Here is a 19,282-nt window from a genome sequence, read left to right as displayed (position 1 = left end):
CGGCGGCGCGCCCCGTTTTCTTACCGCCAATCGAACCACGGACGGAAAAGCGCGCAATGAGCGAACAAGTTATTGTCGTAACCGCGGAGGCGCCGCTTGAGGATGCGGCGCTGGCAAAGGTGCAGGCCCGGGCAGGTGGCGCAGTCGCGGGATTCCTGACGCGGCGCGGTGCGGGGGCGGCTGAATTCCCGATCAACGCCCCGGTCGAGCTGGAGGCGCTGCGCAAGGGCCTCGGCGTCGACGTCAACATCGTCCCGGTTCAGGGGCGGCGCAAGTCGGTGCTGATTGCGGACATGGACAGCACCATGATCCCGGTTGAGTGCATCGACGAACTGGCGGATTTCGCTGGGGTCAAGCCGAAAGTCGCCGCGATCACCGAAGCCGCGATGCGTGGCGAGTTGGATTTCGAGGAAGCCATCGACGCCCGCGTCGCACTGCTGCGCGACCTGCCGGTGTCTGTGCTCCAGGAATGCTACGACACGCGTATCAGCCTCAACCCCGGCGCGCAGGCGCTGATTTCCGGGGTGAACGCCGCGGGTGGGCGCACGGCGCTGGTGTCGGGCGGGTTCACCTTCTTTACCGAGCGCGTTGCCGCGGCGGCGGGCTTTCAAAGCCACCAGGCCAACGTGCTGGAAAACGACGGCGCGGTGCTGTCGGGCACCGTGAAACGCCCGATCCTCGGTCAGAGCGCCAAGGCCGAGGCGCTGGACGCGCTCTGCGCGGAACGGGGCGTCAGCGCAGAGCAGGTGGTGGCGATCGGCGACGGGGCGAACGACCTGGCCATGATCCGCAAGGCGGGCCTTGGCATCGCCTATCGCGCGAAACCCGCCCTGCGGGCCGAGGCCGATGCGATCCTCGATCATTCCGACCTGACGGCGGTGCTGGCGCTGATCGACCTGCCGATCCCGCAAGGCGACTGAAGGCGTCACCCGGGTGCCGGTGTTCCGTCGCCGGAGCCCCGTTGCCGGGCCTCAGTCGCCGGAAACGATCCGCAAATGGCCCTGGCGGCGGGGCGTGCGGGCGTTTGCATCGGCGTTGTCCACCACGGCGCGCAGGGGCGGCGGGGCATTCCTCGGCGCGAACTGGGGTGCGGGCTCGGAAAAACCGGGCAGCCCATGGCCTTGCGCGGTGCCCGCGCTGTCGTCCACCGTCACAACGATGGGATCCGCGCGATAGCTGTCGATCCTAAAATTCACCGGCGTGCGCATCGCGCCGCGCGCGCTGACGATGCAGCCCATGATGCGGGTGATCTCTCCGAAATCGCTGCGCAGGGGCAGCAGCACCATCTGCGCCTTCATCGTCTTGCCGAAGGTGTCGGTGGTCCTCAGGTCAAGCTCGACCACCGACGGCGTCGTCAGCACGCTGGCAAGGTGCTGCGTGAACAGCCGGCGGTGATCGCTGGTGACGAAGGCTTCGGGGGGCATGCCGCGCACCTCCATTCCCATCATCTCGCACAGGCGCATGCCTGCCAGGCGGACGCGGATCTGGTCGGGGTTCAGCTGTTCCAGGATGAACATGTGCTCGAGCACATCCTCGAAGCGGCGGGGATCGAGTTCCGCGCGGTACGGCGCCACGCGCCCGTTGCGCAGGCTTTCCCAGTAGTCGCGGAGTTTCACCAGTGCGTCGGTCTTCATCTTGGAACCCATCCTTACCTAACGTACACAACGGCTTGGGGAGTGGCGCTCACTCCCGGGGCAATTGCTGCGAAAGATACTCAATTTTTATATTATTGTCCCGAAGGTTGATAACAATTGCTTAACGTTGCCGAAGCTCGTGAGGAAAGGACGCCGGAATACATGGGATTGCGATCGATGACAGGCTTTGCATCGCAGGCAGGGCACAACGCCGCGCTGACCTGGCAGTGGGAGGTGCGCGCCGTCAATGCGCGGGGCCTCGACCTGCGGGTGCGCCTGCCCGACGGGTTGGAGGCGCTTGAGCCGAAGGTGCGCGGCGCGGCGCAGGCGGCGCTGGCGCGGGGCGCGTTGCAGGTGTCCCTGCGGGTCAGCCTGGCCGAGGAGGATGCCGGCATGGCGCTGAACCATGCCGCTTTCACGCAGTTGCTCGCCATCACGCGCGACGCGGCGGAGCAGGCCGCGGCGGCGGGGGTGGACCTGACGCCGGCCAGCATCGATGCGTTGCTCAGCCAGCGCGGCATTCTGGAAACGCGCCGCATGGGCGCCGCGCTGGCCGGGGCCGCGGACGAGATCGCCGCCGATCTGCCGGCGCTGTTCGGGGCGCTGAACGCGCAACGCGCGATCGAGGGCGCCGCGCTGGAGCAGGTGCTGCGCGCCCAGGTCGACAAGGTCGCGGCGCTGACCGCCGGGGCCGCCGAAACTGCCGAGGCGCGCAGCGCGCGCAGTGGTGAGTTGCTGGCGGCCCGCGTCGCCGCCCTGACCGGTCAGGCGTCGGTGGAGCCCGAGCGCCTGGCGCAGGAACTGGCGCTGCTGGCGGTGAAATCCGACATCACGGAGGAAATCGACAGGCTGAACGCGCATGTCGGGGCCGCGCGCGGGCACCTCGACAGCGACGCCCCGGTGGGGCGCCAGCTTGATTTCCTGATGCAGGAGTTCAACAGAGAGGCGAACACCCTGTGCTCGAAAGCGCAGGACAGCGCGTTGACGGCCATCGGGCTGGACCTGAAAGTCGTCATCGACCAGATGCGGGAGCAATGTGCCAATGTCGAGTAACGCGCAAAAGACGGCGCATGACCCCCGGGCCGACCGCCGCGGGCTGCTGATCATCCTGTCCTCTCCCTCCGGCGCGGGCAAGTCGACCCTGTCGCGCCGCCTTCGGGCCGAGGATCCGACGATCGCCTTTTCGGTCTCGGCCACCACGCGCCCGCCGCGCCCGGGAGAGGTGGACGGCAAGGATTACCACTTCATGGACGTCGAGCGCTTTCGCGCGATGGTCGCGGACGGGCAGATGCTGGAACACGCCGAGGTGTTCGGCAACCTCTACGGCTCGCCCCGTGGTCCGGTGGAGGCGGCGATCGATTCGGGCTCGGACGTGCTGTTCGACGTGGACTGGCAGGGCGGGCAACAGATCAAGGAATCTCCGCTGGGCCAGCAGGTCGTCTCGATCTTCCTTCTGCCGCCCTCCATGGCCGAGCTGGAGGCGCGGCTTCGTGCGCGCGGACAGGACAGCGACGCGGTGATCGCGGACCGGATGAGGAAGAGCCAGTCCGAGATCAGCCACTGGGCGGAATACGATTACGTGCTGATCAACGCCGACCTGGACAAATGCGAGGCGCAGATCACCGCGATCCTGGAGGGCGAGCGCCTGCGCCGGGCCCGCCAGCCGCACCTGATGCGGCATGTGCAGAAGTTGAACACGGAATTTGAAGGGATGAACCGATGAGCGGCCTGTACGACCTGGATGGAGTAAGCCCCCATTTGCCCGAGGACGGCGACGTCTGGGTCGGCCCGGGGGCGGCGGTGATCGGCGACGTGGTCATGGAAAGCGGTGCGTCGGTGTGGTTCAACGCCGTGCTGCGTGGGGACAACGAGCGGATCCACGTCGGGGCCGGGTCGAACATCCAGGAAAACTGCGTGCTGCACACCGATCCCGGATTTCCGCTGATCATCGGCGTTGATTGCACCATCGGCCACAAGGCGATCCTGCATGGCTGCACGCTCGGGGACGGGGTGCTGATCGGCATGGGGGCGACGGTGCTGAACGGCGCGATCATCGGCGCGGGCAGCCTGATTGGCGCCGGCGCGCTGGTGACAGAGGGCAAGGAGATCCCGCCAGGCTCGCTGGTCGTGGGGGCGCCGGGCAAGGTGGTGCGCACGTTGGACGCGGCGGCGCAGGCGGCGCTGCGCGACTCGGCCGAGCGGTATCGCCAGAACATGCGCCGGTTTCGCGCGGGCCTTAGCCCGGTGATGCTGAAGGGGTGAGGGCGCGCAGGGCAAGCGTGGGGCGTGAGGGGCCAGCCCCTCACACTCCCCGGGATATTTGAGGACTTTGGAAGAGGGGGGCGGTTACAGCCCGCGCAGCCCGAGCGTGATCGTTGTCGGGGTGATGTCGCGTTGCAACTGCGTTCCCCGGTCGCGCAGCAACTGGCCGAGCAGCAGGAACTGCACCTCGGCCGGGGCCAGGTCGCGGGCCATGTCGCCCGTGTCGACCACGGCCCAGAGCCCGGAGATGTCGCGCTGGCGCGTCGCTTCCGTTTCGATCGTGAAGCCGTCGGGAAGCAGCGTTGCGCGGCTGTGCCCGCCGAGGGGCAGCATGCGTTCCTGGCAGAGCAGGGTGAGGAGGAAGGCTTTCGCCAGGATGCGCGGTACATCCCCATCGGGTCCGGTCAGCGTGACCGAGCTGCGCCCCTGGAACATGGCCGACACCGCGTTCCTGACTTCGGACATCGGCAGGGCCGCCCCCGCATCGGCCGCCCCGAAGGCGATGCGGAAACAGCGCAGCTTTTCGGTAGCGGAATTGACACTGTCGCCGATCAGCCCCAACTCCGGTGTAATGGGCCCGCCGGAGCCTGTCAGAAGCTCAACCCCGTTGCTGATCGCGCCGATCGGGCTGATAAGGTCGTGACAGATGCGGCTGGAGACCAGCGCCGAGATATCCTGGTCCCCCATCACGCAACCCCGCCGAGGAGGCAAGACAGATGACCGAATTCCTGGAACCCGGCAGCCTCGTGCGGCACCCGACGCGGCCCGATTGGGGCCTCGGGCAGGTTCAGTCGGTGATCAAGGACAGGATTACTGTGAATTTCGAGCATGCCGGTAAGGTCGTTATCAATGGATCCGAGGTTGTCCTGACGCCCATCTTCGATAGACCGGGCAGGTGAAGACACTATCGTCCGCTCAACCTTAACGGGAGGTTAAGTACATGGATACCCCCGATTTACCCGCTGGCGGGCTGCATCGCGCCGTCCTGTCTGTTGCGAGCAGGGCGCAAACCGCTTAAGGCTCCACTCACAGATCAGAGGGTTTCCTTGCCACCATGAAGCTTGATGCACAGCGCTACGAGATCCGCCTTGCCCGCACGGAGGAGGAGGTCGCCTCTGCCCAGCGTCTGCGGTACGCGGTTTTCGTGGAGGAGATGGGCGCCAAGGCGGCGGCGGCCGATCACGCAAGGCGGCTTGAGTGCGATGCCCATGATCCCTACTTCGACCACCTGATTCTGCTAGACCGCGAGTATCAGCCCGCCGATCCGCTGGATCGTGTCGTCGGGGTCTACCGCCTGCTTCCGGGCGAGCGGGCGGCGGAAGCGGGGGGCTTTTACGGCGCGGCGGAATACGACCTGAGCCCGATCCAGTGCCGCGGCCGCCGCACGCTCGAACTGGGGCGCTCCTGCATTGCGGAGCCTTACCGCCGCACGGTGGCGATGCACCTGATGTGGAACGCGCTGGCCGATTACGTCCATGCCCGCAAGATCGAGATCCTGTTCGGGGTCGCCTCGTTTCATGGCACGGATCCCCGGCAGATCGCCGATGCGCTGAGCTTCCTGCATCACGAACACCTCGCGCCAGAGGATATCCGCGTCACCGCGCGCGCCGAATCCCGTGTTGCGATGAATATCCTGCCCATGGAAAAGGTAGAGCGGCGCGAGGCGCTGGCCCAGATCCCGAACCTCATCAAGGCCTATCTCAGGGTCGGCGGCTTCGTGGGCGAGGGGGCCTTTGTCGATCACGATTTCAACACGATCGACGTATGCCTTCTGATGGACACGCAACGCATGCAGGCGAAGTACAAGTCCTATTACAGCAGGGGCCTGACGGCGGCATGAGCCTGACGTGGAATGCCAGCACGCCCGAGCCGGTGCCGCGGCCCGGCGTGTTGCAGCGCCTTCGGATGGTGGCGCGGGCGGTCACGCTGGTCGCCCTGACCTATTTCGGGATCATCTTCGTTGTCGCCTTCAACCTGGTCGAGCGAGTCGTCCCGCTGGGCATCGCCCACCGGATCACCCGCGCCTGGGGCAAGCTCTGCCTCTGGCTGTGCGGCTTGCGCGTCCGGCGCGTGGGGGAGCCGATGCGCCACCCCGGCGCCGTGGTGGCCAATCACACGGGCTGGATCGACATCTTCACCCTGCTCAGCGCGGACGGGGTCTATTTCGTCTCCAAGGCAGAGGTGGCGCGCTGGCCCGTGGTGGGCTGGCTGTCGCGCCAGATCGGCACCGTCTATATCGAGCGCAAGCGCAGCAGTGCGGCGCGCCAGGCATCGCAACTTCATGAGCGGCTCACGGCGGGTGATCGGCTGTGTTTCTTCCCCGAAGGCACCTCGACCGACGGGCGGCAGGTGGTGCCGTTCCGCTCGACCCTTTTCGCCGCGTTCTTCGAGGAGGGGCTGCGCGAATCGGTGTGGGTGCAACCTGTGACGCTGGTCTACGCGCCGCGGCCGCCGCTGCCGGGCAGCTTCTACGGCTGGTGGGGGGACATGGCGCTCGGCCCGCACCTGGCGGCGGTCTTCGCGCTGTCCTCACGGGCCGAAGTCACGGTCGTTCACCATGCGCCGCTGAAAGTGTCGGATTACGCCGATCGCAAGGCGCTGGCCGCAGCGGCGGAAGCAGCGGTGCGCGCGGGGCTACCGGAGCGGGGCTGAAACGCGGGCCCCCCTTTCCCGGGGAGCCGTAGCAAAGCCGGGCGTCAGTCGAAGATGCCGGCGATACGCTCAAGCGCCGCGATCGGCCCGTCCGGGCTGAGCCAGACCTCGTCCGACAAGCAGACGAAATCCGCGACCGGGGCCAGCGCCTGCAAGGCGGCGTCGTCAAGCCGCCCCTCGGCCATCACGGGCACCTCGATCATTTCCGACCACCAGATGAACAGATCCGTCGGCGCCACCTCTTCCTCGCCCAGCAGCGGGGCAGGGGTGATCGGCCCGAAACTGACGTAGTCCGCGCCCAGCTCCGCCGCCGTCATGCCGTTGTGGCGCGAGGTGCCGCAGTAAGCGCCCACGATGGCGTCCTCGCCAAGCGCCTTGCGCAACTCGCGCACCCGGCGGTGCCCGTCGGTCAGGTGCACCCCGTCCAGCCCGATCCGGGTGACCAGCCCGTGGTGGTCGTCCACGATGATCGGCACATCGCGCGCATGGCTGACCTCGCGTAGTACGTCGCCCGCCCGTGCCAGCGCTTCCTCGTCCCGGCTGGCGAGGGACAGGCGCACACAGGCCACCGGCACCGCGTCCAGCGCGGCGGCCAGCTGGTCGCGGAAACTCACCAGGTCGAACTGCGTCGGCGTCGCCAGCGTCAGGCGGGAAGGGATCTCTTCGGTCATGGGCAGGCAGGCTCCGGTGCGGTCAAAGGGGCTGCGGCGCTTCTACCCGGGCAGGGCCCAGCCGTCCAGCATGGCGCGCAGGGGCGGCGGCCCGATGCGCCCCTGCTTCCAAAGTCTTCAAATATCCCCGCCGGAGGCAAGACTCTCTTTCCCCCGGCGCGGACGTACGCTCAGCGCTTGAGGATCGAGCGCCCGGCATAGATCGCCGTGTCGCCCAGGCCTTCCTCGATGCGGATCAGCTGGTTGTACTTCGCCAGCCGGTCCGAGCGCGACAGCGAGCCGGTCTTGATCTGCCCGCAGTTGGTCGCCACGGCCAGGTCGGCGATGGTCGCATCCTCCGTCTCGCCCGAGCGGTGGCTCATCACGCAGGTGTAGCGCGCGCGATGCGCCATATCGACCGCCTCAAGCGTCTCGGAGAGCGAGCCGATCTGGTTCACCTTCACCAGCATGGAGTTCGCCGCACCCTTCGCGATCCCGTCCGCCAGGCGGGTGGAGTTCGTCACGAACAGGTCGTCACCCACCAGCTGGCAACGCTCGCCGATCTTCTCGGTCAGCAGGGTCCAGCCCTCCCAGTCGTCCTCGGACATGCCATCCTCGATCGAGATGATGGGATAGGCGTCCACCAGTCCGGCCAGGAAATCGGCGTTCTCGGCCGAGCTCAGTTTCTTGCCCTCGCCCTTCATGTCGTAGACGCCGTCGCGGTAGTACTCGGTCGCCGCACAGTCGAGCGCCAGGTACACGTCCTCGCCCGGCTTGTAGCCGGCCTTGGAAATCGCGCCCATGATGAAGTCCAGCGCCTCGCGGGTGCTGGACAGGCCGGGGGCGAAGCCGCCCTCGTCGCCGATGCCGGTGTTGTGGCCCGCGTCCGAGAGGTCCTTCTTCAGCGTGTGAAAGATCTCCGCGCCCCAGCGCACCGCCTCGGCGATGCTGTCCGCGGCCACGGGCATGATCATGAATTCCTGGATGTCGATGGGGTTGTCGGCATGTTCGCCGCCGTTGATGATGTTCATCATCGGGACCGGCAGAACCCGCGCCGCGGTGCCCCCGACGTAGCGGTAGAGCGGCTGGCCGGTGCTTTCCGCCGCCGCCTTGGCCACGGCAAGGCTGACGCCGAGGATCGCGTTCGCACCGATGCGCCCCTTGTTAGGCGTACCGTCCAGCGCGATCATCGCCGCGTCGATGGCTTGCTGCTCGGTCGCGTCGTAGCCGACGATGGCGTCCGCGATTTCCACGTTCACGGCCTCGACCGCCTTCAGCACGCCCTTGCCCTTGTAGCGCGCCTTGTCGCCGTCGCGCAGCTCCACCGCCTCATGTGCGCCCGTGGAGGCGCCCGAGGGCACGGCGGCGCGGCCGAGGGTGCCGTCGTCGAGCAGCACGTCGACCTCTACCGTCGGGTTGCCCCGGCTGTCGAGGATCTCGCGGGCGGTGATATCGATGATGGTGCTCATGGAATGTCCTTGGGCTGAGGTTGGGCCTTGAGAAGGGGTTTAGCCGAGGGGAGGGAAGGGGTAAAGCCATGTGCGCACACGCCGTGCACGGCGTTCCGCCCGCTTTTCCGCCACACCTGTGCGGCCCGTCCTGGGCCGTCGCGCCGCGCGGGCGGCGGTGCGCGCGTTTACCCGCCGCCCGGCGGGCAACCGTTGCTGAGGCCGGGTGCCGGCGCATCGGGGCAGGCGTCACAGGCGTCGCCCACAAGGTCCCCGTCACGATCCGCCTGGGACGGGTCCGGCAGCGCGGGGCAGAGGTCGGCAAGGTTGGAATAGCCGTCGCCGTCGCTGTCAGCGCGGGCGGCGGACAGCAGGTGGTCGCTCAGCGTCAATTCCTCCATCCCCGGCACGGGCGCGGGGCAGGCGGCTTCGCGGATGCCGTCGCAGCTGTCACAGGCGTCGCCGTAGCCGTCCGCGTCAGCGTCGTCCTGCATAGGGTTTGCGTGCCCGGGGCAATTGTCCAGCGGGTCCGCCACGCCGTCCGCATCGTAATCCGAGATGATGGGCGTTTGCGCCGGGGCCTGCGCCAAGGGACCGGCCAAGGCGAACGCCGCCGCGAGCGCCAGCCAGCGGATACTGGGCATGCCTCGTTCCTGTTGCGTCATATTCCGTCCCCCGGTCGTGCGCCAAAGACCTTAACACGGGCGCGGCGGAAATTCACACAAAGCGCCGCGCCCCCATGGTTTCCTTTTCCGCGCATCCGGGGCGTCTGCTATGTTCTGCAAAACAGCCCAAGGGAAAACCGACCATGAAAACCTTATTGCTCGGCCTCGTGATGTGCCTGCCCGCCGCGCTGCCTCTGTCGGCGGAGGAGTTCGGGCGGATCGACGGCACCCTGAACGGAGAGCCGCGCAACTGGTACACCATTTCCCTGACCCAGGGCGGGCAGAGCGACGCGAGCGCCACCTTCTCGACCGGCGGGATCACGTCCGACCTGCACCTGCAGGGTCATCCCCGCGCGGCCTTCACCACCAGCGACGTGTTGAGCATTGACCTGATGTACATGGGCGCGGTCGAGCCGGGAAAGGCGCCAATTTCGGTGGAGGTGATGTATCTGCCCACCGGCATGACGCCCCCGTTCTGGTCGAGCGAAGAGGCGCCCGCACCGGCGTCGGTCACCTTCGAGGAGCTGACCCTCGACGGGGATATCGGGCGCGCGGTTGGCAGCTTCTCGGCAACGTTGTGCAAGGTCGAGTCGCTCACCTCCGGGGCCAACACCAGCCAGTGCCAGCAGATCGAGGGGCAGTTCGACACGCAGGTTCTGATCGAGGAATAGGGCCTTCGGGGGGCGTTACGCGGCAGGCTTTGCCTGGCGCTAACCTGCGCCTTACTCGTCCCGGATCGCGGCTTTCACCTTCTCGGCGAGTTCCGGCGTCACGTCCATTCCGTGCGCCTCTTTCGCGTGTTGCGCGGCCTGCTGAAGGATTTCGTCCTCGGTCTCGGCCTTCGCCTGGAAATCACAGCCGGGCATCAGGTCACCGCATTTGAGCACTTTGGTCATGGTGTTCCTCGCTCCTCGTTACGAAGGATGAGTATAACATATTGCCGGAAGTTAATCTATTGCCGCTCCTCCGCCTTGGCGGCGTTCCAGAGGGTATCCATCTCCTCCAGCGTGGCGGCTTCGGGGCTGCGCCCTTCGGCGGACAGGGCGTCCTCCACCTTGCCGAAACGGCGGGTGAACTTCGCGTTGGTGCGCCGCAGGGCAGCCTCCGCATCCAGGCCCAGGTGGCGGCCAAGGTTGACCATCACGAACAGAAGGTCGCCGAACTCGTCCTCAAGCTTGTCCGGATCGCCCTCCGCCTCGGCCAGCTCGCCCGCTTCCTCCACGATCTTGTCCAGCACCTGGTCCACCGCGGGCCAGTCGAAACCCACGCGCGCGGCGCGCTTTTGCAGCTTCAGCGCACGGGTCAGGGCGGGCAGGCCCAGGGCCACCCCGTCCAGCACGCCTGCCGGGCCGCGTTCGGCGGCCTTGATCGCCTCCCAGTCGGCGGTCTGCTGTTCGGGGGTCTTGTCGCGGCTCTCGTCGCCGAAGACATGAGGGTGGCGGCGCACCATCTTGTCGGAGATCCCGCCCGCCACGTCGTCGAAGTCGAAATCGCCCGCCTCCTCGGCGATGCGGGCGTGGAAGACCACCTGCAACAACAGGTCGCCCAACTCGTCGCGCAGGTCGCTCATGTCGTTTCGCGCGATGGCGTCGGCCACCTCGTGCGCCTCCTCGATGGTATAGGGGGCGATGCTGGCGGAATCCTGCTCCACGTCCCAGGGGCAGCCGGTTTCAGGGTCGCGCAGCCGGGCCATGATGTCACGCAGCCGGGCCATCTGGTTTTGGGCGGAGATGTGATTGTTCACGCTTGCAGTTCCCGATTCCTTCGTGTGAAACTTCCCGGCATACCCCCGGAGGAGGATCAAGGATGCCGGTACTCAATCGTATCGCAGAGTTTGCCGACGAGATGAAGGTGTGGCGCCAGCACCTGCACGCGAACCCCGAATTGTTGTTCGAAACCAAGGAAACGGCGGCCTTCGTGACCCAGCGCCTGGAAGAGTTCGGCGTGGACGAAATCCACCAGGGGTTTGCAAAGAACGGGGTGGTCGCGGTGATCCGGGGCCAGGCGGACGGCCCGGCGATCGGCCTGCGCGCGGACATGGACGCGCTGCCGATCAACGAGGTGCGCGATCTGCCCTACAAGTCCACGAAACCCGGCGTCATGCACGCCTGCGGCCATGACGGGCACACCACCATGCTGCTCGGCGCGGCGAAATACCTGGCCGAGACGCGCAATTTCGCGGGCAACGTCGTGTTGCTGTTCCAGCCCGCGGAAGAGGGCGGCGGCGGGGCGCGCGTCATGCTGGAAGAAGGCGTGTTTGAGCGCTTTGGCATCGCCCAGGTCTATGCGGTGCACAACTGGCCCGGCCTGCCCGTGGGAGAGATTGATACGAACTCCGGCCCCTCGATGGCGGCGGCGGACCAGTTCGACATCCACATCAAAGTGAACGGGGCCCATGCCGCCTGGCCGCACCTGAGCGTGGATCCCATCGTGGTCGGCTCGGAAATGGTGCTGGCGCTGCAAAGCGTTGTGTCGCGCACCATCGATCCCCATCACGCGGCGGTGGTGTCGGTGACGCGCTTTCACTGCGGCAACACCTATAACGTGATCCCCGACAAGGCGCTGCTCAGCGGCACCGTGCGCACGATGGAGGCCGAGGATCGCGAGGCGATCGCCAAGCGCATCGAGCAGATCGTGAATGGCGTTGCCGCGACCCACGGGGCCGAGGTGAAGCTGGACTACCGCTTCGGCTACCCCGCGACGGTGAACGACCCGGGCGCGACCGCCTTCGCGCACAAGGTCGCCACGGATGTGGTCGGGGCCGAGCGCGCCTCGGACGCGCATGCGCCGCAGATGGGGGCCGAGGATTTCGGCTACATGCTGGAAAAGGTGCCGGGGAACTACGCCTACGTCGGCGTCGGCGATACGGCGGGCCTGCACCATCCCGAGTATGATTTCGAGGATGCGGCCGCGCCCATCGGGGCCAGCTACTTCGCGCGCCTCGTCGAACAGGCCCAGCCGCTGAACCGCTAAAGCAATCGGCCCGGAACAAGGCGCGTCAGCGCCGCCGGGCCAGCGCCAGCCCGTCCCGGAGGGCTGGCGCTTTGGCAGCCACCGCGCGGGGCGTCACCGTCTCAGACATGTGACTGGCATAAAGCACGGAGCATCCAAGGTAGATGCGCCACCCCACGGGCTGGCCCTGACCCTCTCGTGTCGTCCCGGCCCTACAGGCGGACCGGCAGGGACTCGAGTCCGTGGAAATGGTAGCGGTCTGCGAACAGCGCGGGGCCGGCCAGCGCCAGCTTGGGGTGACGCCGGAACAGGATCGGCAGCGCCAGCTGCGCCTCGGCCCGTGCCAATGGCGCGCCGACGCAGAAATGCACGCCCGCCCCGAAGGACACATGGGGATTGCGCAGACGGCCCGGGTTGAACCGCTCGGGCGCGTCGAAGGCAGATTCGTCATGGTTGGCGGAGGCGAGCAGCAAGGCCACCTCGTCCCCGGTGCGGAAAAGATGGCCCTCCACCTCCACGTCCTCGGTCGCGTAGCGGGTGAACATGTGCAGGGGCGGATCTATGCGCAGGATTTCCTCGGTCAGCAGGTCCGGGTCCAGCCCGTCCGCGCTGACGCCGCTCTGCAGCAACAGCCGCACGCCGTTGCCGATGGTGTGCACCGTCGCCTCGTGCCCGGCGTTCAGCAGCAGCACGGTGGTCGCGATCATCTCTGCGTCGCTCAGCTGCTCGGTCCCGTCGCGGGCGGCGATCAGCTCGCTCAGCAGGTCGTCGGCGGGGGCCTTGCGCCGCTCGGCGATCAGCTCCTGCAGGTAGGCGGTGAAATCCGCCGCCGCTTGGCCGGCCGCCAACTCCACCCCGTGGTCGCGCCGTGCCTGGTACATCGCCACCATGTCATGGGACCAGCGCAGTAGGTCCGGCGCGCGTTCCTCGGGCACGCCGATCAGGCGCGCGATCACGATGACGGGCAGGGCTTCGGCGAAGGTTGGGATCAGGTCGACCTCCGGGCCGTCGAAGCGGTCGATCAGTTGGTGGCACAGGGCCTCGATCTCCGGGCGCAGGCCCATGATCCGGCGCGAGGTGAAGGCGCGCAGAACGAGACGGCGCAGCCGGGTGTGGGAGGGGGGCTCCTGCTCCAGCAGCGAATGTTCCTCGATCGCGTAAAAGGGCTTGAGGTGCTCCGGCACGGCCGGGCGCTTGTGCTCTGGCACCTCGCGCCCGAAACGGCGGTCGCGCAGCAGGCTGGACACCAGCGTATGGCTGGTCGCGCAGGGCATGGCGTAGTCTTCCCAGTAGACCAGCGGCCCGGCGGCGCGGGCGCGGGCGTAAAAGCCGTAGGGGGACTGGACGAACTCGGGGTCGCGGGGCGACTGGTGCAGGATGGGCAGGGTCATGCGGCACGCTCTAGCGCTTGTTCAAGGTCCGCGACAAGGTCCTCCGGCGCCTCGATCCCGCAGGAAAGGCGCAGCAACTGGTTCGGCACGATGGAATGCGGCCCCTCGACCACCTTGCGATGCTCGATCAGGCTTTCCACCCCGCCGAGCGAGGTGGCGGGCACGAACACCTCGCAGAACCGCGCCACGTCCCGCGCGATGGAACCGTCGCCCGTGACCATCAGCGACAGCATCCCCCCGAACCCGCCGGTCATCTGGGCCTTGGCGATGGCGTGACCGGGGTGGGAGGGCAGGCCGGGATAGAGCACCTCGGCGATCTTGGGGTGACCCTGCATCGCCTGCGCGATGGCAAGCGCGTTGGCGCAGGCGCGATCCCACCGCAGGTAGAGCGTGCGCAACCCCCGGATCAGCAGCCAGGCGTCAAAGGCGGCGATGGTGCTGCCCAGAAGCGAGCGGATGGGGCGCATCTCCGCCCCCGCCTTGGCGTCGGCGAAGGACAGGACACCGGCGGTCAGGTCGGAATGCCCGCCCATGTACTTGGTGGCGGAATGAAAGGCGATGTCCGCGCCAAGGGCCAGCGCTTGCAGGCAGGGCGGCGGGGCAGCGGTGCAATCGACGAAAAGCCGCGCCCCCGCCGCGTGGGCGGCCTCGGCACTCGCGGCGATGTCCACCACGTCCCAATTGGGGTTGGCCGGCGTTTCCACCCAGACCCAGGTGGTCCGCCCCGGACGCAGCGCGGCCCCAAGTGCTGCCGGGTCGCCCTGGTCGATCCACGTCACCTCAACGCCGCGCCGCTCGGCGATGCGGTGCAGCCAGGTCTGCCCGCCGTGATACATCACCTTCGGCGCAATCACGTGATCGCCCCGCGCGAAGGTTTCCGTGAAGGCCGAAATCGCCGCCATGCCGCTGGCGAAAAGCAGGCTTTCCGCTGCACCGTCGAGGTCCGCGAGCACCTTTTCCGCGTGCTCCACCGTCGGGCCGCCGTCACGGGCATAGATATAGGACTGGCGCGGCGCGTAATCCGCGTCCCGCGCGAAGGTGCTGGCAGGCTGGATCCCCGGCACGACCGCGCCGGTGACCGGGTCGATCATCCTGAGCGCCTGCGCGGCGCGGGTGGCGGGGGACAGGGGGGCGTTTCGGCGCGGCATGGGACCTCCGGACAGGTGCGTGACCGCCGGACAGTGCCGCGCGCCGCCCCACTTGACAAGGTTGCCGTCGCGGCCCCCTCAGGCCGCCTGCCGCCCCCGGCAATAGCAGGACGCCCGCACCGGGACCGAGGCGCGCGCCAGTGCGCGATCCAGCCGCTGGCGCAGCAGCATCCCTTCGGAGGTGTTGGCCGCACCGCGCCGCTCCAGGCATTCGACAAGGCCGTGCAGGCTCCACAGGTTGTCGGGGTGCTGGCAGGCCCGCGCCAGCGTCGCGTCCAGCCCGAGGTCGGCGCGATAGACCGCCTCAGCCTCCGCCATTTCGCCCTGTTCCAGAAGCAGCGCGCCAAGTGCGTGACGGGCGGGCTGCATCCAGGCCCATGGCTCGTCATAGGGCAGGGTGTCATCGGCCTTTACCGCCTGGCGCAGGGCGTTGAAGGCCTTTTCATGGTTTCCCTGACGATAGGCCAGCTCCCCCGCCGCCATGTTGCGCGCGATGGACAGGATGTCCCGGCAGGTGTTGTTGAACAGCATCCGGGTTTCGGGCACCGCGTCCAGGGCCTGCTCGAACAGGGCGAACTCGGCTGCCGCCTCTTCCGTGCGGCCAAGGTTTGCCAGCGCGATCGTGCGCGCATAGCGCATCATCGCCGTTGTGGTGCAGAACAGCTCGGCGTCCTCTGGAAGGTCCTGTTCCAGGATCGCCTCCCAGCGGCCAAAGCGGATCAGCACGTGCTGGCGCATGGGCACGAAGCCTTCGAACCAGTCCGCCATGGGGGCCAGCGTTTCCGCCGGCAGCGTGTCGATCAGCTCATCGGCCGCAGCCAGTGCGGGTTCCGGCTGGCCGAGGAACATCGCGCCGTAGATCACGAAGTGATAGTTGTGGCAGCGATAGACGGAATAGAAATTCTCCGGCCCGCGATGCGCCAGGTACTTGCGGTCCACCGCCACCGCCGCCTGGTTGCGCGACACCACGTTCTGGTATTCGCCGCAGAGCACGTCGATATGGGTCGCCATATGCACCAGGTGCCCGGCGTCAGGGACCAGCGGCATCAGCGCATCGCCGTGGCGCAGGGCGCGTTCGGGATGCGGCGACATCTCCATCAGGTGGATGTACATGTGCAGCAGGCCGGGGTGCGCCCAGGCTGCCGCGTGGGTTTCGAACGCACGGTCGAGCACGGCGATTGCCTCCGCCGTGTCCGCGCCTTCCGCCGGCTTGCCGCTGGGCAGATCCCAGAGCTGCCAGGGCGTGCGGTTCATCATCGATTCCGCGAAGATCGCGGTCACGTCCAGGTCATCCGGGTGCGCCTTGTGCACCTTACGCATCGCATCGGCGAAAGCGTCGTTCCAGGGCTCGAAGGTCTCAATCTCCGCCCCCGCGCCGTCCTTTGGAAAACGCGCGTCCAGAGCCTCGATCAGGGCGCGCTCCACCGCGTCGGCATGCCCCGTCCGGGCGGCGGCCAGCGCGGCGCGCCCACGGCTCAGCGCGTCGGGCTTTTCCTCCGGCTCGAAGGCTTCCCAAGGTTTGTTGTAGTTCGGCCCGATCGCATAGGCGATGCCCCAGTGGGCCATGGCGCAGGTCGGGTCCAGCTTCAGCGCCCGCTCGAAGCCGTGGATGGCTTCCTCGTGGTTGTAGGCATAGGTCCAGACGAGCCCGCGGTCGAACCATGTCTGCGCGTCGCGGCTGTTCGTCGAGATTTTCCGGCTGTGGTCCCCAAGGTCGTATGTGGTCATGGCTTCCCCCCATCCGCGCTGCGGCGCGGCCTGTTGTGACGGGGGCATGATACCCCAGCGGGGGGAGTCGGACCAAACCGGGGGTGAGGGGGGCGTCAGGTGCTTGTGGGGGGGGGGTCATGCCCGTCAGACAAGTTGTGAAGGATTTCCCAACTCCCGGGAACCAGTCGCGTCGGGCAGGCCCGATAATATCTCCAAATTTCTTGCCCAAACCAGCAGTTCGACCAGGAGTGCGCATAGCCACGGGAGCGCGGACGAAGCCGCCTTTCATTTATGCACTTTGTAGCTCTTAGAGTTGATGCTTTTGCAATTTGACTTTACCGCCTGAAAGCTCCACGCCCTTGCGCCAGAGGCTGTCTTCCATCACAGCCTGATATTGAATTGCGTAGTCGCGAAATTTGTCGTTGGTCACAGCAAAGCTTACTGGCAAATATTGGAGGCATTCCAATATGTACTTGTCTGCCTGAACTCCGCTTCGGACGACATAGATTTCGTCTTCTTCGAGCCCGAATATATCTTCAATAATTTCCAGAGAATGCCGTTCTTCTCCTCGGATAGCCCCGTGTTCAACAAGCGTGAAAAAGATATTTGCGTCGAAAAAACAAACAATGCGATACCCCTGCGAGCGAAGTCTGTGTGCGACCTCGCCAAGTGGTTGTGCGTCCAATCCGTTTTTACGCCCGAAATGATAAATATTGCTTCCATCTAAGATGGCCGTTTTCTCATCCAGCCGCAGACCATCCATGAAACCCTGTCGATCGTCTTTCAGCAGGAAGTGCTTTTTATTCCTAAGGACCGTGGCGGTCACAAGCCACCAGAAAATAAACACAGCTGATAAGAGTATTACGAATTCTGGCCGGTCCCAGTCCGGGCTTCCCGGGAGCCACAGCAAGGATAGTGCGGATATGCATGCCAACAGGCTGGTAATAAAGATTTTTATCAGGGAGCGCTGAACCCACGCTCCGGGGTTGAGACCCGGTTTCAGGACAGGCTCTTTGGAGAGTTTCTCTCCTAATGTGATTGGTTTGGAAGCCAAATTTTTTCTCATGAAATGCTTGCAAAATTAAAGTAGCCGAGCCTGCATGGGAAAACCATACCAACGCATTCAGTGCCGTTGGCTGTAGCTGCGCGTTTGCGAACCATCGTGCGCAAAAGGGCTCGAAGCGGCCGGTCGCTGCGTTTTGCGCGCACGGCCGCTTTTCGCCCTCACATGCGAAATGGGTCAGGCAACTGACTTAGAACTCGGATTTGCCCGTGGTCCCAAAGGCCGCGCAAAATGCCCGACGCATGTCTTACGCAAAGCCGACGCGAAACTTACACCGTATTCCGCGGTTGCCCGCGCCGCCCTCAGGTCCCGCGGTAGGGTTCGACGTATTGCAGCGCCATGTCCCAGGGGAAGAAGATCCAGGTGTCCTGGCTGACTTCGGTGATGAAGGTGTCGACCATCGGTCGCCCCTTCGGCTTGGCGTAGACGGTGGCGAAATGCGCCTTGGGATAAAGCTTGCGCACCAGCTCCAGCGTGCGCCCGCTGTCCACCAGGTCATCCACGATCAGGATGCCCGTGCCGTCGCCCATAAGCACGTCGTCCGGGGCTTTCAGCACCGTCGCTTCGGACTGCGTCTGGTGGTTGTAGGACTTCACGCTGATCGTATCGACAGTGCGAATGTCGAGTTCCCGCGCGACGATCATCGCGGGGGCCATGCCCCCGCGGGTGATCGCCACGACCCCGCGCCAGTCCCCGCCCGAACCCGGGCCGGCCTTTTCCAGGCGTCAGGCCAGCGCCCGACTGTCCCGGTGGATCTGGTCCCAGGAGATGTGGAAGCCTTTTTCGTGGGGCAAACGGTCAGTCATCGCAGGCTCCTCGCGTGTCAGTCCTTACGGCCGGTAACGATATCGATGTCGGGCGCATCCTCGGCCTTCATGCCGATGACGTTGTAGCCCGCGTCCACGTGGTGGTTCTCGCCCGTCACGCCCGAGGACAGGTCGGACAGCAGGTAGACGGCGGATTTACCCACCTCACCCTGGCTGACGTTGCGCCGCAGGGGTGAGTTCAGCTCGTTCCACTTCAGGATATAGCGGAAGTCCCCGATACCGGAAGCGGCCAGCGTCTTGATCGGGCCGGCGCTCAGCGCGTTCACCCGGATGCCGCGCGGGCCCAGGTCCATCGCCATGTACTTGACCGATGCTTCAAGCCCCGCCTTGGCGACGCCCATGACGTTGTAATGCGGCATCACCTTTTCCGCACCGTAATAGGTGAGCGTCAGCATGGAGCCGCCTTCGCCCATCATCTTTTCAGCCCGCTGCGCGACGGCGGTGAACGAATAGATCGAGACGTTCATCGTAAGCTGGAAATTTGCCGCCGAAGTGTCGATGTAGCGCCCGCGCAGCTCGCTCTTGTCGGAAAAGGCGATGGCGTGAACCAAGAAGTCCAGGTGACCCCAGCGCTCCTGCAACGCGTCGAAGGTGGCGTCGATGGACCCATCTTCGGTCACGTCGCAGGGCAGCACGATGTCCGAGCCAAGCTGCTCGGCCAGCGGGATCACGCGTTTGCCCATCATTTCGCCCTGGTAGGTAAAGGCCAGCTCGGCCCCTTGCGCCGCGCAAGCCTGCGCAATTCCCCAGGCGATGGACTTGTCATTGGCGAGGCCCATGATCAATCCACGTTTGCCTTGCATCAAACCATTGGCCATGCGTTATCCTCGCGCTTTTGCCTTCGTTGTTTGCCAACGGTTTATGGCAATATTATCTGTGC

Annotated in this window: 21 protein-coding genes and 1 pseudogene; 9 read left to right on the top strand and 13 right to left on the bottom strand. The window is 66.2% G+C overall.

What is annotated here, in order from left to right; all coding sequences use genetic code 11:
- Window positions 1–56: 56 nt before the first annotated feature.
- On the top strand, window positions 57–920 hold the full coding sequence (serB, locus tag DJ029_RS12190) for a phosphoserine phosphatase SerB (RefSeq protein ID WP_112322747.1): 864 nt from the start codon (window positions 57–59) through the stop codon (window positions 918–920).
- A 51-nt stretch (window positions 921–971) separates the two neighbouring features.
- Here the strand turns inward: serB and DJ029_RS12185 are convergent, their stop codons facing one another.
- Window positions 972–1,634: a PAS domain-containing protein gene (locus tag DJ029_RS12185; protein ID WP_157966355.1), complete on the bottom strand. Its 663-nt coding sequence runs from the start codon at window positions 1,632–1,634 to the stop codon at window positions 972–974.
- 177 nt (window positions 1,635–1,811) lie between these two features.
- Here DJ029_RS12185 and DJ029_RS12180 point away from each other — a divergent pair, with 177 nt between their 5' ends.
- The 3 genes from DJ029_RS12180 to DJ029_RS12170 are packed head-to-tail and all read left to right on the top strand — an operon-like array spanning window position 1,812 to window position 3,896.
- Window positions 1,812–2,687, top strand: a complete 876-nt coding sequence (locus DJ029_RS12180) for a YicC/YloC family endoribonuclease (RefSeq protein WP_232823061.1) — start codon at window positions 1,812–1,814, stop codon at window positions 2,685–2,687.
- Window positions 2,677–3,357, top strand: coding sequence for a guanylate kinase (gmk, locus tag DJ029_RS12175; protein WP_112322744.1), 681 nt, complete (start codon window positions 2,677–2,679; stop codon window positions 3,355–3,357). The genes DJ029_RS12180 and gmk overlap by 11 nt, the downstream gene beginning before the upstream one ends.
- Window positions 3,354–3,896, top strand: coding sequence for a gamma carbonic anhydrase family protein (locus DJ029_RS12170; RefSeq protein WP_112322743.1), 543 nt, complete (start codon window positions 3,354–3,356; stop codon window positions 3,894–3,896). The genes gmk and DJ029_RS12170 overlap by 4 nt, the downstream gene beginning before the upstream one ends.
- 84 nt (window positions 3,897–3,980) lie before the next feature.
- On the opposite strand, the gene DJ029_RS12165 is transcribed toward DJ029_RS12170, so the two are convergent.
- Window positions 3,981–4,583 (bottom strand): histidine phosphotransferase family protein, encoded by a 603-nt coding sequence (locus DJ029_RS12165; protein WP_112322742.1) that lies wholly within the window; start codon window positions 4,581–4,583, stop codon window positions 3,981–3,983.
- 29 nt (window positions 4,584–4,612) lie between these two features.
- Between DJ029_RS12165 and DJ029_RS12160 the strand changes: the two genes are divergently transcribed.
- The 3 genes from DJ029_RS12160 to olsA all read left to right on the top strand — a co-directional run bounded on the left by DJ029_RS12160 (window position 4,613) and on the right by olsA (window position 6,548).
- A complete protein-coding gene (locus DJ029_RS12160; protein WP_112322741.1) occupies window positions 4,613–4,795 on the top strand; it encodes a DUF3553 domain-containing protein in 183 nt (60 codons plus the stop codon).
- A 155-nt stretch (window positions 4,796–4,950) separates the two neighbouring features.
- On the top strand, window positions 4,951–5,736 hold the full coding sequence (olsB, locus tag DJ029_RS12155; protein ID WP_112322740.1) for an L-ornithine N(alpha)-acyltransferase: 786 nt from the start codon (window positions 4,951–4,953) through the stop codon (window positions 5,734–5,736).
- Window positions 5,733–6,548 (top strand): lyso-ornithine lipid O-acyltransferase, encoded by an 816-nt coding sequence (gene olsA, locus DJ029_RS12150; RefSeq protein WP_112322739.1) that lies wholly within the window; start codon window positions 5,733–5,735, stop codon window positions 6,546–6,548. Before olsB ends, olsA begins: the two co-directional genes overlap by 4 nt.
- A 44-nt stretch (window positions 6,549–6,592) precedes the next feature.
- Here olsA and DJ029_RS12145 read toward each other — a convergent pair whose 3' ends face one another.
- The 3 genes from DJ029_RS12145 to DJ029_RS12135 all read right to left on the bottom strand — a co-directional run bounded on the left by DJ029_RS12145 (window position 6,593) and on the right by DJ029_RS12135 (window position 9,290).
- Window positions 6,593–7,219 carry a thiamine phosphate synthase gene (locus DJ029_RS12145; RefSeq protein WP_112322738.1) on the bottom strand — a complete coding sequence of 209 codons (627 nt, stop codon included), beginning with the start codon at window positions 7,217–7,219 and terminating at the stop codon, window positions 6,593–6,595.
- Between the two features lie 170 nt (window positions 7,220–7,389).
- Window positions 7,390–8,667 (bottom strand): phosphopyruvate hydratase, encoded by a 1,278-nt coding sequence (eno, locus tag DJ029_RS12140; RefSeq protein ID WP_112322737.1) that lies wholly within the window; start codon window positions 8,665–8,667, stop codon window positions 7,390–7,392.
- A 167-nt stretch (window positions 8,668–8,834) separates the two neighbouring features.
- Window positions 8,835–9,290, bottom strand: coding sequence for a thrombospondin type 3 repeat-containing protein (locus tag DJ029_RS12135; RefSeq protein WP_198671137.1), 456 nt, complete (start codon window positions 9,288–9,290; stop codon window positions 8,835–8,837).
- Between the two features lie 164 nt (window positions 9,291–9,454).
- Here DJ029_RS12135 and DJ029_RS12130 point away from each other — a divergent pair, with 164 nt between their 5' ends.
- Window positions 9,455–9,982, top strand: a complete 528-nt coding sequence (locus tag DJ029_RS12130) for a hypothetical protein (RefSeq protein ID WP_112322735.1) — start codon at window positions 9,455–9,457, stop codon at window positions 9,980–9,982.
- Window positions 9,983–10,033: 51 nt separating this feature from the next.
- Here DJ029_RS12130 and DJ029_RS12125 read toward each other — a convergent pair whose 3' ends face one another.
- Window positions 10,034–10,207 carry a DUF1059 domain-containing protein gene (locus DJ029_RS12125; protein ID WP_112322734.1) on the bottom strand — a complete coding sequence of 58 codons (174 nt, stop codon included), beginning with the start codon at window positions 10,205–10,207 and terminating at the stop codon, window positions 10,034–10,036.
- Window positions 10,208–10,263: 56 nt separating this feature from the next.
- Window positions 10,264–11,025 (bottom strand): nucleoside triphosphate pyrophosphohydrolase, encoded by a 762-nt coding sequence (mazG, locus tag DJ029_RS12120; RefSeq protein ID WP_112322976.1) that lies wholly within the window; start codon window positions 11,023–11,025, stop codon window positions 10,264–10,266.
- A 92-nt stretch (window positions 11,026–11,117) separates the two neighbouring features.
- Between mazG and DJ029_RS12115 the strand changes: the two genes are divergently transcribed.
- Window positions 11,118–12,284, top strand: a complete 1,167-nt coding sequence (locus tag DJ029_RS12115) for a M20 aminoacylase family protein (RefSeq protein ID WP_112322733.1) — start codon at window positions 11,118–11,120, stop codon at window positions 12,282–12,284.
- 191 nt (window positions 12,285–12,475) lie between these two features.
- Here the strand turns inward: DJ029_RS12115 and DJ029_RS12110 are convergent, their stop codons facing one another.
- The 6 genes and pseudogenes from DJ029_RS12110 to fabI form a co-directional block, all read right to left on the bottom strand.
- The gene (locus DJ029_RS12110) at window positions 12,476–13,654 is read right to left on the bottom strand and encodes a cytochrome P450 (protein WP_308860984.1); all 1,179 of its coding nucleotides are present in this window, start codon (window positions 13,652–13,654) and stop codon (window positions 12,476–12,478) included.
- Window positions 13,651–14,802, bottom strand: a complete 1,152-nt coding sequence (locus DJ029_RS12105; RefSeq protein WP_112322732.1) for a trans-sulfuration enzyme family protein — start codon at window positions 14,800–14,802, stop codon at window positions 13,651–13,653. Before DJ029_RS12105 ends, DJ029_RS12110 begins: the two co-directional genes overlap by 4 nt.
- 78 nt (window positions 14,803–14,880) lie before the next feature.
- A complete protein-coding gene (locus DJ029_RS12100) occupies window positions 14,881–16,530 on the bottom strand; it encodes a tetratricopeptide repeat protein (RefSeq protein WP_112322731.1) in 1,650 nt (549 codons plus the stop codon).
- 289 nt (window positions 16,531–16,819) lie between these two features.
- Window positions 16,820–17,578, bottom strand: coding sequence for a hypothetical protein (locus tag DJ029_RS12095; protein ID WP_198671136.1), 759 nt, complete (start codon window positions 17,576–17,578; stop codon window positions 16,820–16,822).
- A gap of 299 nt (window positions 17,579–17,877) precedes the next feature.
- Window positions 17,878–18,381, bottom strand: a pseudogene (gpt, locus tag DJ029_RS12090) (xanthine phosphoribosyltransferase).
- Window positions 18,382–18,398: 17 nt separating this feature from the next.
- Window positions 18,399–19,220: an enoyl-ACP reductase FabI gene (fabI, locus tag DJ029_RS12085; protein ID WP_112322729.1), complete on the bottom strand. Its 822-nt coding sequence runs from the start codon at window positions 19,218–19,220 to the stop codon at window positions 18,399–18,401.
- Window positions 19,221–19,282: the final 62 nt, after the last annotated feature.

Source organism: Oceanibium sediminis (assembly GCF_003265325.1).
Taxonomy (GTDB): domain Bacteria; phylum Pseudomonadota; class Alphaproteobacteria; order Rhodobacterales; family Rhodobacteraceae; genus Halovulum; species Halovulum sediminis.
This window is presented reverse-complemented; position numbering and strand designations above follow the sequence as displayed.